This window comes from Streptomyces sp. Ac-502 (assembly GCF_045222935.1).
In the GTDB taxonomy this organism is placed as follows: Bacteria; Actinomycetota; Actinomycetes; order Streptomycetales; family Streptomycetaceae; genus Streptomyces; species Streptomyces monomycini.
The window spans coordinates 9156008-9169486 of record NZ_JBHFFO010000001.1; the positions used below are offsets into that span (position 1 = coordinate 9156008).

The 13479-nt window shown below is 72.8% G+C and carries 12 protein-coding genes and 2 pseudogenes; 7 read left to right on the forward strand and 7 right to left on the reverse strand.

Going from position 1 to position 13479, the window contains the following annotated elements; genetic code table 11:
• Window positions 1-3 precede the first annotated feature (3 nt).
• The 3 genes and pseudogenes from ACEXOX_RS41665 to ACEXOX_RS41675 form a co-directional block, all read left to right on the forward strand.
• Window positions 4-779: pseudogene (locus ACEXOX_RS41665) on the forward strand (4Fe-4S dicluster domain-containing protein); the annotation flags it as partial.
• The gene (locus ACEXOX_RS41670) at window positions 710-1192 is read left to right on the forward strand and encodes a respiratory nitrate reductase subunit gamma (protein WP_406525851.1); all 483 of its coding nucleotides are present in this window, start codon (window positions 710-712) and stop codon (window positions 1190-1192) included. The pseudogene ACEXOX_RS41665 and the gene ACEXOX_RS41670, both read left to right, overlap by 70 nt.
• Window positions 1192-1929 carry a response regulator gene (locus ACEXOX_RS41675; protein WP_406525852.1) on the forward strand — a complete coding sequence of 246 codons (738 nt, stop codon included), beginning with the start codon at window positions 1192-1194 and terminating at the stop codon, window positions 1927-1929. Before ACEXOX_RS41670 ends, ACEXOX_RS41675 begins: the two co-directional genes overlap by 1 nt.
• A gap of 171 nt (window positions 1930-2100) precedes the next feature.
• Here the strand turns inward: ACEXOX_RS41675 and ACEXOX_RS41680 are convergent, their stop codons facing one another.
• The gene (locus ACEXOX_RS41680; protein ID WP_406525853.1) at window positions 2101-2523 is read right to left on the reverse strand and encodes a CBS domain-containing protein; all 423 of its coding nucleotides are present in this window, start codon (window positions 2521-2523) and stop codon (window positions 2101-2103) included.
• Window positions 2520-2801, reverse strand: coding sequence for a CBS domain-containing protein (locus tag ACEXOX_RS41685; protein WP_406525854.1), 282 nt, complete (start codon window positions 2799-2801; stop codon window positions 2520-2522). Before ACEXOX_RS41685 ends, ACEXOX_RS41680 begins: the two co-directional genes overlap by 4 nt.
• A 291-nt stretch (window positions 2802-3092) precedes the next feature.
• Here ACEXOX_RS41685 and ACEXOX_RS41690 point away from each other — a divergent pair, with 291 nt between their 5' ends.
• Window positions 3093-4811 (forward strand): GAF domain-containing protein, encoded by a 1719-nt coding sequence (locus ACEXOX_RS41690; RefSeq protein WP_406525855.1) that lies wholly within the window; start codon window positions 3093-3095, stop codon window positions 4809-4811.
• 58 nt (window positions 4812-4869) lie between these two features.
• Here the strand turns inward: ACEXOX_RS41690 and ACEXOX_RS41695 are convergent.
• Window positions 4870-6188 (reverse strand): annotated as a pseudogene (locus ACEXOX_RS41695) (MFS transporter).
• A gap of 72 nt (window positions 6189-6260) precedes the next feature.
• Here ACEXOX_RS41695 and ACEXOX_RS41700 point away from each other — a divergent pair.
• Complete coding sequence (locus tag ACEXOX_RS41700) at window positions 6261-7268, forward strand: ArsR/SmtB family transcription factor (RefSeq protein ID WP_406525856.1); 1008 nt, start codon at window positions 6261-6263, stop codon at window positions 7266-7268.
• A gap of 77 nt (window positions 7269-7345) precedes the next feature.
• Here the strand turns inward: ACEXOX_RS41700 and ACEXOX_RS41705 are convergent, their stop codons facing one another.
• A complete protein-coding gene (locus tag ACEXOX_RS41705) occupies window positions 7346-7873 on the reverse strand; it encodes a pyridoxamine 5'-phosphate oxidase family protein (protein WP_406525857.1) in 528 nt (175 codons plus the stop codon).
• A gap of 170 nt (window positions 7874-8043) precedes the next feature.
• On the reverse strand, window positions 8044-8913 hold the full coding sequence (locus ACEXOX_RS41710; protein ID WP_406525858.1) for a universal stress protein: 870 nt from the start codon (window positions 8911-8913) through the stop codon (window positions 8044-8046).
• 247 nt (window positions 8914-9160) lie between these two features.
• On the opposite strand from ACEXOX_RS41710, the gene pflB reads away from it, so the two are divergent.
• Window positions 9161-11419: a formate C-acetyltransferase gene (gene pflB, locus ACEXOX_RS41715; RefSeq protein ID WP_406525859.1), complete on the forward strand. Its 2259-nt coding sequence runs from the start codon at window positions 9161-9163 to the stop codon at window positions 11417-11419.
• Window positions 11419-12234 (forward strand): pyruvate formate-lyase-activating protein, encoded by an 816-nt coding sequence (pflA, locus tag ACEXOX_RS41720; RefSeq protein ID WP_406525860.1) that lies wholly within the window; start codon window positions 11419-11421, stop codon window positions 12232-12234. The genes pflB and pflA overlap by 1 nt, the downstream gene beginning before the upstream one ends.
• A gap of 16 nt (window positions 12235-12250) precedes the next feature.
• Here pflA and ACEXOX_RS41725 read toward each other — a convergent pair whose 3' ends face one another.
• The gene (locus ACEXOX_RS41725; RefSeq protein ID WP_406525861.1) at window positions 12251-12562 is read right to left on the reverse strand and encodes a hypothetical protein; all 312 of its coding nucleotides are present in this window, start codon (window positions 12560-12562) and stop codon (window positions 12251-12253) included.
• 66 nt (window positions 12563-12628) lie between these two features.
• Window positions 12629-13432, reverse strand: coding sequence for a sirohydrochlorin chelatase (locus tag ACEXOX_RS41730; RefSeq protein WP_406525862.1), 804 nt, complete (start codon window positions 13430-13432; stop codon window positions 12629-12631).
• Window positions 13433-13479: the final 47 nt, after the last annotated feature.

Genomic DNA, 13479 nt, shown 5'->3' on the forward strand with positions numbered 1-13479 from the left:
CGCCGGTTGAGCCGCCAGCCGACCTTCATGTTCTACCTGCCGCGGATCTGCGAACACTGCCTGAACCCGTCCTGCGTGGCCTCCGGCCCCTCCGGCGCGATCTACAAGCGCACCGAGGACGGCATCGTCCTGGTGGACCAGGACCAGGACCAGGACCAGGACCGCTGCCGCGGCTGGCGGATGTGCGTCACCGCCTGCCCGTACAAGAAGGCCTACTTCAACCACCGCACCGGCAAGGCCGAGAAGTGCACCTTCTGCTTCCCGCGCGACTGGATCGACGCCGCCCGGCGCTGTCGCCGGTGGTCGACGCGGTCCGGGGCACCGGACACGACGCGGAGGACCGCGGCAACCTGTTCGCCGCCAGCGACGCGCTGCGTATCCCCGTGGAGTACCTCGCGGAACTGTTCACCGTCGGCGCCCCGGCGCCCGTCGAGGCCGTACTCCAACGGCTGGCCGCGATGCGCAGCTACCTGCGCGACATCAACCTCGGCCGCGAGCCCGACGCCGCCGTTCCCGAGGCGGTCGGCATGGGTGAGGAGGAGATGTGCGGGATGTACCGGCTGCTGGCGCTGGCCGAGTACGACGAGCGCTACGTCAACCCGCCCGCGCACGCCGAACAGGCCCACGGACTGGAGGAACCGGCCACCGAATGCATCCCCGACCACGAGGGCGGGCCCGGCACCGAGGAACTGGCAGCGGAGCGGACTACGTGCGCATCGTCTACCGGCGGCGCACCGTCGGTCCGGTCTTCAGTGCCACCACACGCAACGACAAGCTGATGTACGTCATGCTCACGCTCGCCCTGGTCCTGGGGCTGGCCGCCACGGTGGACGCCAACATCGCCGGCGCGGGGTACGACTACCGCACCACCGTCTCCCCGTGGTTCCGGTCCATCATCTCCTTCCGGCCCGACCCCGCCCTGATGAGCGGTGTGCCGCTGCTGTACCAGCCGCACGCGCTCAGCGCGCTGGCCCTGTTCGCCGTCTGGCCGTTCACCCGGCTCGTCCATGGGAACGCGTCCGGTGAACCGCGGGACCTTCGGCCCTTCCGGGAGCGGGGGGCGACAGGACCCGGGCCGAAGGACCGGGAAGAAGGGCCGACCGGCCCTGGCTCTTCGGCCCTGGTGTGCGGCAGGCTGCACATGGCACCGCCCGCGGGGGCGGGCCGCACCAGGAACATCGGAGCTGTGTGATGACGGAGAACCCTGCCGACGCCCGGACGAAGGCACCGGTCAGCGTCTTCCTGCTCGACGACCACGAGGTGGTGCGCCGCGGCGTGCACGACCTGCTGGACGCCGAACCGGATCTGACCGTGGTGGGGGAGGCGAACACCGCCGAACAGGCACTGGTGCGCGTCCCCGCCCTGCGTCCGCAGGTGGCGGTCCTGGACGTGCGGCTGCCCGACGGCGACGGAGTGAGCGTCTGCCGCGAGCTGCGCTCGCGCATGCCCGACCTGGTGTGCCTGATGCTGACCTCCTTCGACGACGAGGAGGCCCTGCTGGACGCGATCATGGCGGGCGCCGCCGGGTACGTGCTCAAGCAGATCACCGGCACCGACCTGGTCAACGCCGTACGGACGGTGGCCTCGGGCCAGTCGCTGCTCGACGCCGGCGCCACCGCGCGCGTCATGGCCCGGCTGCGCGGCGAGACCCGGCAGGAGGAACCGAAGCCGGGCCTGCCGGGGCTGAGCGAGCGGGAACGGGAGATCCTGGCGCTGGTGGGCGAGGGGCTGACCAACCGGGAGATCGGCAAGCGGCTCTACCTCGCGGAGAAGACGGTCAAGAACAACATCTCCCGCCTGCTGGCCAAGCTCGGCGTGGAACGCCGGGTCCAGGCCGCGGTCATCGCCGCCCAGGCGCTCGCCGCCGTCCCTGAGCCCCGCACGGGGGCTGCCTCCGCGGCGCCGCGCGCGGGTGGCCCGCGGGTCTGAAGGGGCGACGGATCCCGGTACGTGAGCGACGGGAACGGTGGAGCCGGCGGGGACGACGGAGCTGGCGGGGCCGGTGAGGCCAGTGGGGCCACTGGATCGGCAGGACCTTCGGGGCCGACAGGACCGGCTCCCCGGCCGGACGGTGTGACGCCGGGGCGCGGCCGGGGCCGGTCACTCCCGTGTGCGCCGTAACGGCTCTCCGTGCGGGCCGCTGCTGTCACCCTCGCGTGCGACGAGGCGGCTGACCACGCCCACCACCCCGTCCACCCGCCAGGTCAGACCGACCGCGGCCGGGATGTCGTCCTCGTGCGCGAGCGTCCCCCGCAGGGTCACCAGACCGTCCCGTACCGACACCCGTACGTCGTCCGGCGGCACGTCCAGGGCACGGCCCAGCACCTCGCCGACCACTTCCACGAGGATCTGCTCGTCCGGCCGCAGAAAGACCCGCAGCAGGTCCCGGCGGGTGGTGATGCCGATGAGACGGTCCTCCTCGTCCACGACGGGCAGCCGGTCGACGTGCCGACGTTGCATGAGGCGCGCGGCGTCCGCGACGCGGTGCTCCGGGTGCACGGTGACCGCCGGTGTCGTCATCATGTCGCCCGCGGTCGTCGCGCCGCCGGCCGCGCGGGGGCCGGCCGGGCGGCGCGGTACCGGGTGGGGCGGCCGCGCGGCCGGGCCTCCGGGCCGGTCACCGGGGGCGCGGGCAGGTCCGTACGGGACACCACCCCCATGACCTTGTCGTCGCCGTCCACCACCGGCAGGCCGCTGATCCGGTGGACGTCGAGCAGCCGGGCCAGCTCCTTGGCCGGGGTGTCCGGGCGGGCCCGTACGACCTCCCACGTCATCACCTCGGCCACGGTGCGGTTCTGCACGGCGGTACCTCCCCTCCTTCGGTGCCTCACGGAACCGGCCTCCGGGCCGGCCGCTTTCTCCCCGCCGATCGAGTCTCGCCGAGGCCGGAGCCCGGGAGCAGGGCCCATCCGCCTCCGTCCGAGGGCCACTCGCCCCCGATGCGTCACATGTCGCCCCGGCACGTCATCCGTCACTCTCGAAACTTCCTGCGCGCGGCTTGCGCGGGAGCGGGCGGCCACCGGGGTCCGATGGCGGTGTTCGAACAGAGATACGCTGGCCGGGTACGGCGGGCGACTGAAGAAGGAGGGCCGGTGGGCACGCAGGAGCCGTTGTCGCGGATGCCGCAGATGCGTCTGGATGAGTTGCTGGAGGAACTGCAGGCACGCATCGACGCCGCGCGCGGCACCCGGGACCGGGTGCACAGCCTCCTGGAGGCCGTGGTCTCGGTCGGGCGGGAACTGGACCTGCCCCAGGTGCTCCGGCGTATCGTCGAAGCCGCGGCGCTGCTGGTCGACGCGGAGTACGCGGCGCTGGGCGTGATCGGCCCGGACGGCAGGCGGCTGTCGCAGTTCCTCACCGTGGGCCTGTCCCCCGAGGAGGTCGCCGCGATCGGGCCGCTGCCGGCCGGCCACGGCCTGCTGGGCGAACTGATCCGCCACCCCGAGCCGTTGCGGCTCTCCGACCTCGGTACCCACCCGTCCTCGTACGGGTTCCCCGCCCACCACCCGCCGATGCGCACGTTCCTGGGCGTGCCGATCCGGGTACGGGACGAGGTCTTCGGCAATCTGTACCTGACCGACAAGCGCGGCGGGCACGACTTCGACGCGGAGGACGAGTCGGTGATCTCCACGCTGTCGGTCGCCGCCGGTGTGGCGATCGACAACGCCCGGCTCTACGAGGGCGCGCAGCGTCAGCAGCGCTGGCTGAAGGCGGGCGCGGAGATCACCAACAGCCTGTTCTCCGGCATACCGCGCCTGGAGGTGTTGGAGCTGATCGCCCGCCGGGCCCAGGAGATCACCCGGGCGCAGCTCGCCGACGTCTGTGTCCCCATGCACGACACCGGTGACCTGGTCGTCGAGCTGGCGCTCGGCGGGCACGGCGAGAAGCGCCGCGGTCTGGTGGTGCCGGTCGACGGCACGCTGTCCGGCGCGGCCCTCACCGCCGGGAGGCCGGTGACCACGTCCGCCCTGGCGGGCGACGACCGGTACGCCGCCGGGCCCCGGCGGTTCGACGGTCTGGGCCCGGCGGTGGCCGTGCCGTTGGACAGCGAGGGCGGCAGCGCCCGGGGCGTGCTGCTGCTGGCGCGCGCCGAGGGCGAGGCGGTGTTCACCGAAGGGGAGCTGGACCCGCTGCACGCGTTCGCCGGGCAGGCGGCTCTCGCCCTGGAGCTGGCCGAGCGCCGGCGCGACGCCGAACAGCTCGCCCTGCTGGAGGACCGCGACCGGATCGCCCGCGACCTGCACGACCTGGCCATCCAGCGCCTGTTCGCCACCGGCATGACGCTGCAGAGCGCCGCCCGGCTGGTCGAGCACGCCGGCGCCGCGGAGCGGGTCACCCGGGCGGTGGGCGACCTGGACGAGACCATCAAGATCATCCGTTCGACGATCTTCGGTCTGCGGGTCAGGGAGGAGGACGCGGGCCCGAGCCTGCGGGCCCGGGTGGCGCGCGCCGTGGGGGAGGCCGGCACGGCGCTGGGTTTCCCGCCCCGGCTGAGCATGGAGGGCCTGCTGGACACCGACGTACCGGCCCAGGTCGCCGACCACGTCGTGGCGGCCCTCACCGAACTGCTGAGCAACGCTGCCCGGCACGCGCACGCGACCCGGGTCGAGGTGGCGTTGCAGGCCACCGGCGACGAGGTCGTGCTGACCGTGACGGACAACGGCAGGGGCATTCCGGAGGGCGGCCGGCGCAGCGGACTGACCAACCTGGCCGAACGGGCGGACCGGGTGGACGGGACGATGGAGATCCGTACGCCCGACGACGGCGGAAGCCAGGTGGTGTGGCGCGCTCCGCTGGCCGGGGGCGCTTGACGGGCCGTCGGCGGCCTTGCCCTGGCTCGTCCCGGGTCGGCCAGGGCATCTGCGCTTCTCACTCGCTGCGGTCCGACGCCGCGGAGGGCGCCCGCTGAGGCCCGCTCCGGGCGTGGCGGTGCCGTTCGCCGCCTTTCGCCGTGCGCAGCGCCAGCAGGTGGCGGACGAGGGCGAGTACGGCGAGCAGCGCGACGAGTGCGCACACCCCTCGCCAGCCGGCCTGGCCCCAGACGCGTACACCGAGCCAGGAACCCGCGCTGCCGCCCAGGTAGGCGCAGGTCATATAGGCGGTGTTGAGTCTGCTGCGGGCGTCGGCGCGTACCGCGTAGACGCGTACCTGGTTGGCGACCATGCCGGACTGCATCGTGGCGTCGAGGAGCAGGGTGCCCAGGACCAGGGCGGCCAGCCCCAGGGTGCCGCCCCGGGCCCCGGCGGTGAGGACGGTCGCCGAGACGAGAACGCCGAGCAGGCAGACGAGGTTCACCGGGTCGGGGCCGTGGCGGTCCACCAGGCGGCCGGCGAGTGGGGTGCAGAGCATGGTCGCCGCGCCGACCAGGGCGATCAGTCCTACCGCTCGGGCGTCCAGCCCGTAGGCCGGACCGGTGAGCAGGAGGGCCAGGCAGGTCCACACCGCGGAGAACCCGGCGAAGACGGTTGCCTGGTAGAAGCACGAGCGGCGCAGGCCCGGTTCGGTGCGCAGCAGGCGCAGCGGCTCGGCCAGGAGGGCCCCGTACCGCTGACGGGAGGACGGGGTCGTGGCCGGTACCGCGAACGCCAGAACGCCGGCCAGGAGCAGGGCCAGGACCGCGGCGACCAGGTAGGGGCCCGCCAGCCCAGCCATTCGCCGAGCGTGCCGCCGAAGGTCCGGGCCAGCAGTATGCCGCCGGTCGATCCGCTCAGCAGGGTGCCGAGCACCGCTCCCTGACGGTCGGCCCCCACGAACCCGGCCACCAGGGGGCCGATGATCTGCGCGCCCACCGTGGTCAGACCGACCAGGGCACCGGCGGCGACGAGGGGCGGCAGCGCCGGCGCACAGCCCGCGGCGAGCAGGGCCAGGCCCGTCAGGGCGAGCAGGGTGACCAGGAACGGGCGGTGCGGCAGCCGGTCGCCGAGCGGGACGAGCAGGACCGTCCCGGCCGTGTAGCCGATCTGGGTGGCGGTCACCACCACGGCGGCCGCGTCGGGCGACACGTACAGCCCGGAGGCGACCAGCGGACCGATGGCCTGCGGGAAGTAGATGTTGCCGACCGCCACGGCACAGGTGACCGCCAGGAGCAGAACGGTCCGACGGTTCATTCTCCGATCCCCCGGGGAGACCGGCCGCCGCCGCGCCCATGCCGCATTCCGCCCCGGCGGCAAACGCCGCCCACCGCCCATGAGTTGTGTACGTCATGGGCGGAAGTCCACGGCATCGACGTCGCGCCGCCAATCGATGTAGCGTACGGCTTAATGATCAGCTTCGTGCTCGGCGTCGAAGACCTCGCGGACACCCGGTTCGCCCTGTCGCCCCTGCACGAGACCCTGTTCAGCCTGCGGGTGCTCCAGGACCCGGGCCTGTCCGCGCTGCATCTGCCCTGGCGCAGGTCCGTACTCGGCAAGCTGGGCGCGCTCGACACCGGCCTGCTGATGTCCTTGGTCGCGCAGCGGCGCACCCTCCCCGACTTCCTGACACCGAACCCCACGAGCTTCGCCCCGGCCTTCGAGGAGCAACTGGCCCTCGTCCGCCAGGTGTCCGCCGTCCGGGTCCGCCACGACCTGCTGCTCACCCACGCGCCCGACCCGCTCCCCGAGGCCCTGGGCGACGTCCCCCTCGCCGACGACGCGTCCCTCGCCGGTCTCCGCGACGCCCTCTGCGATCTCCTACGGCAGTACTGGCGCATCGCCGTCGAGCCGCTGTGGCCGCAGATCCGGCTGGTGCTGGAAGCCGACATGACCTACCGCGCCCGCCGGCTCGCCCTGGGAGGCGCCCGGCTGCTCTTCGCCGGCATGCACCCGAATCTGCGCTGGCAGGACGGCGAGCTGTACATCCACCGGATGATCAGCCGGCACCGGGTCGAGGCGTCCGGCCGGGGGCTGCTGCTCCTTCCGTCCGTCTTCGCGCACAAGCCCGCGCCCCCGGCCGGTCCGGACGAGGCGCCGAGTCTCGTCTACCCCAGCCGGGGAGTGGCCACCCTGTGGGGTCCGGACGTGCCGGTCGTCAGCTCGGCCGCTCTCGTGTCCCTGCTCGGCGCGGCCCGGGCCAGGCTGCTCGGCCTCCTCGAAGAGCCGCTGCCGACCGTCGAGCTGGCCCGCCGCCTGAGGGTCACCCCGAGCGCCGTCTCCCAGCACCTGCGCGTCCTGCACGCCACCGGACTGGTCACCCGGACCCGTGACGGACGGCATGTGCTGTACCGAAGGAGCGCGCTCGGCGACCGGCTCACGGGCACCGCCGAGAGAGCGCCGGCCGACGATCGCTGAGCGGCGGCAGGAACCGGAGACGGGCCCCGCCCGCCGCCGGGCCTCGCCGCCGGGAGCCGCCGCCGGGAGCCGCCGCCTCACCTCCTCACGCAGCCCTCCACCGTCCTCTGCCGTCCCTCACCGCTCGCGGCGTACACCGCGACCGCCGGCTGCGCCACCAGCCGGAAACCGGTGACCAGGTCGGGCTGGATGCGCAGCACGCCGTTCATGGTCTGCGCCACCCACGGCCGCAGCAGATCCTCGTAGCGGGCCACCTGCGCCGGATCGGCCACCAGCCGGGCGTATCCGGTGACGATGACGCTCCAGCCCAGGCGGGTGTGCGGATCGATGGCATCGGCCTCGTACGCGACCACCAGGCCCGCCTCGCCCGCGGGCGGCGCGATCGAGGTCAGGGTCGCCCCGTCGTTGAGCCGGACGACGATGTCCTCCCCGTCGAGGAGGTGATTGACCGGGCGGATGGCTGGCAGGGCGTTCTGGGTGAACACGAGCCGGCCGAGCGGGACACTGCCCAGCAGCCGCAGCGATTCCTCCCGGGACAGCTGCTGCATCCCCCGGACCGCCGGCTCACGGCCTACCTCGACATGCTGTGTGTCTTCGTCGTTCATGCTGCACACTCTCTGCTCCGGCGGCGCTCGTCCGGGCACTCGTTGCCTGACTGCCAGCCTCTTCGGAGCGGGCTCCCGGCGACAGGGCCGAACGGGCCCTGGTACGGGCCATTTCGGCGGTGACCGCGGGAGGGTCCCGCCCGTGAGAGCCCGTGGCCGGGCCCGTGCTCTCACGGGTGAGGGACCACGGCCACCGGGCACGGCGCGTGGTGCAGTGCCGCGTGCGCGACCGCGCCGATCTTCCGCAGGTCGTGACGGCCCGGGCTGCGACGTCCGACGACCAAGAGCGAGGCCCGTGCGCTGCCGGCCAGCAGCACCTGTCCCGCGCCACCCATCTCGACGTGCTCGACGACCTTCACCTGCGGAAAGCGCTCCCGCCACGGCCGCAGAGCATCGGCCAGCCGCTGGCGCTCCAGCGGCTCCAGGCCACCGGCGTCGTCGGCCGCCCGCATGGCTTCGCCGCCCCACACCAGGACCGGCGGGATGTTCCAGGCCCGTACCGCCCGCAGGCCCGCCCCCTGAGCCGCGGCGGACGTGAAGGCGAACTCCAGCACCGGCCCGCTCTCCCGCTCGTCCTGCACCCCTACCACCACCTCGTCCCGAGGCTGCCCCGCCTCCTCAGGGCGCGGGCTGCGCACGAGGACTACCGGCGAGGCCGCCTGCCGCAGCACGTGCAGCCCCACCGAGCCGAGCAGATAGCCGACCAGCGTGCCGTGCCCGCGCGAGCCCAGCACCAGCAGGTCCGCCGCGGCCGCCTCGGCGATCAGGGCCGGTACGGTCTCGGCCGCCAGGATCTCCCTGGTGACGGGCAGGTCGGGGAAGTCCTCCGCCACCCGGTCGGCGGCCTCCCGCAGCACGCCGGCGGCCCAGCGCCGCTGCACCTCCTCGTCCGCCGCGACCGGCACGTCCAGGGGACGCCAGATCCACGCGTGCACCAGCCGCAACCGCGCTCCGCGGCGTGCGGCCTCGGCGGCGGCCCAGCGGGCGGCGGCGAGACTGTGGTCGGTTCCGTCCAGGCCGACGGTGACGATGCCGGGCATACGGGCCTCCTGAGGAAGGGGACGGAAGTACGTCCGCCCCCACTCTCGGGGCACGACGGGCACCCCGGGCACGGCCTCAAGGTCCTGCCCCCGGGGACCAACGGCCTTCCGTCGCGCGGGCCACCGTCCGCCGAGGGCCCTTCGGCCTCCGGGTCGGGACCAACGCCGACCTCGGCGGACGTGCCGCGGCAGTGCAATGGGGGCGAGTGCGGGCACCGCACTCACAGCACTTCGGAAGGCACGCACCATGACCGCGACACCCGTGGAGAAGACGACCGGCGGTACGGCTTGGGAGGGGTTCGGCGGCGGCCCGTGGCGGGACGCCGTCGACGTCCGCGACTTCGTCCAGCGCCACCACGTCCCGTACGAGGGCGACGGCTCCTTCCTCACGGGCCCGACCGAGCGCACCACCGCCGTGTGGCGGAAGCTGCTCGGCATGTTCCCGCAGGAGCGGGCCCGGGGCGTGTACGACGTGGACACCCGCACCCCGTCCCGCATCGACGCGTTCGCGCCCGGCTACATCGACGAGGAGCGGGAGCTGATCGTCGGCCTCCAGACCGACGCCCCGCTCAAGCGCGCCATCATGCCCAACGGCGGCTGGCGGATGGTCGAGGGCGCCCTCGCGGCGTACGGGTACGAGGCCGACCCGGCGGTCAAGGAGATCTACACCCGGCTGCGCAAGACCCACAACGACGGCGTCTTCGACGCGTACACCCCCGAGATCCGCGCCTGCCGCTCCGCGGGCATCATCACCGGCCTGCCCGACGCCTACGGCCGGGGCCGCATCATCGGCGACTACCGCCGCGTCGCGCTCTACGGCGTCGACCGGCTCATCGAGGACAAGCAGGCCGCCAAGGCCGACGCCGACGCGCAGTGGCCCACCGAGGACGTCATCCGCGAGCGCGAGGAGATCGCCGAGCAGATCAAGGCCCTGCGCGAACTGAAGGCCATGGCGGCCTCGTACGGCTACGACGTCTCCCGGCCCGCCGCCACCGGCCGCGAGGCCGTGCAGTGGCTCTACTTCGGCTACCTGGCCGCCGTGAAGGAGCAGAACGGCGCGGCCATGTCGATCGGCCGCATCGACACCTTCCTCGACATCTACCTGCGGCGTGATGTCGAACGCGGTGTCCTGGACGAGCAGCGGGCGCAGGAGCTGATCGACGACTTCGTGATCAAGCTGCGCATCGTACGGTTCCTGCGCACCCCGGAGTACAACGAGCTGTACTCCGGCGACCCGACCTGGGTCACCTGGTCGCTGGCCGGAATCGGCGAGGACGGCCGCCCGCTCGTCTCCCGTACGACGTTCCGAGCCCTCCAGACGCTCTACAACCTGGGCCCGGCGCCCGAACCCAACCTCACCGTCTTCTGGTCGCCGCGCCTGCCGCGCGGCTTCAAGGAGTTCGCCGCGAAGACCGCCGTCGACACCTCCGCCCTCCAGTTCGAGTCCGACGACCTCATGCGGCCGAAGTACGGGGACGACACGGCCATCGCCTGCTGTGTGTCGGCCATGGCGGTCGGCAAGCAGATGCAGTTCTTCGGCGCCCGCGTCAACGTCGCCAAGGCCCTGCTGTACGCCATCAACGGCGGCCGGGACGAGGTGACCGGGAAGACCGTGGTGGCGGGCTTCGAGCCGGTCGAAGGCGAGTACCTGGATTACGCCACCGTCGCCGAGCGCTACGACGCGATGCTGGAATGGCTGGCCAAGACGTACGTCCACGCCCTGAACGTCATCCACTACATGCACGACAAGTACGCATACGAACGCCTCGAAATGGCCCTGCACGACCGCGCCGTGCTGCGCACCATGGCCTGCGGCATCGCCGGGCTGTCGGTCGCCGCGGACTCGCTGTCGGCCCTCAAGCACGCCCGGGTGCGCGCCGTCCGCGACGAGACAGGGCTGGTCACGGGCTACGAGACCGAGGGCACGTACCCGGCGTACGGCAACAACGACGACCGGGCCGACGCGATCGCCAGGGACATCGTCCACACGTTCATGCAGAAGGTGCGCCAGCACCCCACTTACCGGGGTGCCGTGCACACCCAGTCGGTGCTGACCATCACCTCCAACGTCGTCTACGGCAAGAAGACCGGCGCCACCCCGGACGGCCGCCCGGCGGGCGCGCCCTTCGCGCCCGGCGCCAACCCGATGAACGGCCGCGACGAGCACGGCTACCTCGCCTCCGCGCTGTCGGTCGCCAAGCTGCCGTACGACGACGCCGAGGACGGCATCTCGCTGACCAACACGATCACTCCGGACGCGCTGGGCCGCACCGAGCAGGAGCGGATCGCGAACCTGGCGGGTGTGCTGGACGGCTACACGGCAGGCGGCGGCTTCCACATGAACGTCAACGTGCTGGACCGGGCGACCCTGGAGGACGCCATGGAGCACCCGGAGAAGTACCCGCAGCTGACGATCCGGGTGTCCGGCTACGCGGTGAACTTCGTCCGGCTGACGCGCGAGCAGCAGCTCGACGTCATCAACCGCACCTTCCACGGAGCCCTGTGATGTCCCCCGGGACCGCGGTACCCCTCGCCGGAGCGAGGACGGCCCTGGCAGCCGCGACGCCGGCCGGTGCGGTCGGGCACCGGCCGGTCGCCGGGTCGGTGCACTCCTGGGACCTGTCCACGGGCGTCGACGGGCCCGGCATCCGCTTCGTGCCGTTCCTGGCGGGCTGCCCCCTGGCCTGCCTGTACTGCCACAACCCGGACACCTGGAAGATGCGCGACGGCAAGCGTGTCCTGGCCGGCGACCTGGTGGCCGAAGCGGCGAAGTACCAGGCGTTCATCCGGGCCGCGGGCGGCGGCGCCACGCTCAGCGGCGGCGAACCCCTCCTCCAGCCCGTCTTCGCCGGCGAACTCCTGCACCGCTTCAAGCACGAACTCGGCCTGCACACCGCCCTGGACACCTCCGGCTACCTCGGCGTCCGTGCCACCGACGCGCTGTTGCGCGACACCGATCTCGTACTGCTGGACATCAAGGCCTGGGACCCCGCGCTCTACAAGAGGCTCACGGGCCGGCAACTGCGCCCGACCCTGGACTTCGCCCGGCGGCTGGCCCGGCTGGACAAGGAGGTGTGGGTACGCTTCGTGCTCGTCCCGGGGCTGACCGACGACCCGTCCAACATCGAGGGCGTGGCCTCCTTCGCCGCCTCGCTCGGCAATGTCACCCGGGTCGACGTCCTGCCTTTCCACAGACTCGGCGCCTCCAAGTGGGAACGCCTGGGGCTGGATTTCACGCTGCGGGACACTCCGATTCCCACCGCGCCGGAAGTGGCGGCGGCACGCGGGACATTCGAGGAATACGGCCTGCCGACAGTGTGAAGACCCCGCTCTTCCGTCAGCCGAAGCGCACACTCGCGAAGGCCGCCTCGCGCGGCGCCTGCTTTCCCGGAGCGAGCGGGACGGCCCGCCCCTTGCACTTCTTGCCCGAGAAAAGGACGGCCGGTGTCTTCGTGGCGTTGCGGGCGCCGCGGGCCCGCTGCTGCATGGTCAGGCACCGGCCGTTCGGCGGATTCTCGACCAGGTACGACTTGCCCTCCGGGCCCAGCCAGATGAATGACCCTTTCGCGGCGGACGCCTCACCCGTGGAGAGGGTCGCGGCGAAAGTGAGTCCCGCGAGAGCTACGACGACTGGACGGAAGACACGCATCGTTCATCCTCTTTCTGGAACGGTTTCCGGAACGGGCTTCCGGAACGCGGACCGGCCGGTGTCCGGTCAACGACGCCCAGCGGTGTCCGACACGCCTGATACGTCCCATCGGGCCACCCGGGCGCCCACACCGTCCTCCGTCTCCGCAAGCCCGGCGCAGGCGTCGAATCGGGCGAGGACGAGGCGGGCCATGGCGTCCTGGGCGCCGAGAGGCCGGGCGGTGATCACGCACCCCGCCCGGCCGGCCTCCACGCCGAGGCGGTCGGAGAAACGTCCGGGGGCCATCAGGTAGGGCAGCACCGCGATGCGGGTACGGCCGTCGGCACGCAGGTCATGTGCCGTACGGGCCAGGGACCGGCCGTCCGCGGCACCGTCGCACAGGACGGCCGGCCGTACCGGGACGGGGGCGCCCCGCCGGGCGCGCAGTGCCGCGCCCAGGTCCCGGGCGGCGGTGCGGCAGTTGTCGTTACCGCCCGGACGGCGCGAGCCGGCGGCGGCCAGGACGACGGCGTCCGCCGGGAAACCGGCGCGTGACTCGGCCTCCTGGAGGCGGTGCACGAGTGCCTCGATGAGCAGCGGATGCGGGGCCAGCGGTTGCGCGGCGCGAGCGGGCCCGAGCAGCGCGGGCAGGTCCACGGAGAAATGAAAGCCCGTGCTCAGCAACAAAGGCACCACGACCGCGGGCACGCCGTGCAGGGCGGCCACAACTTCGTCGACCGTGGGACGGTGAATGTCGAAGAACGCGGTTTCCACCCGCAGCGCCGGACGCAGTGCGCGCACGTGCGCCAGCAACTCGTGTGTTTCCGTCTGCGCCCGGGCCTCGCGACTGCCATGAGCGGCGGCAATCAGTACAGGGGAAAGGGAGGCCATGCGGTCACGCTAAGCGCGTCCGCCCGCCGACGTAAGGAACTGCTGGT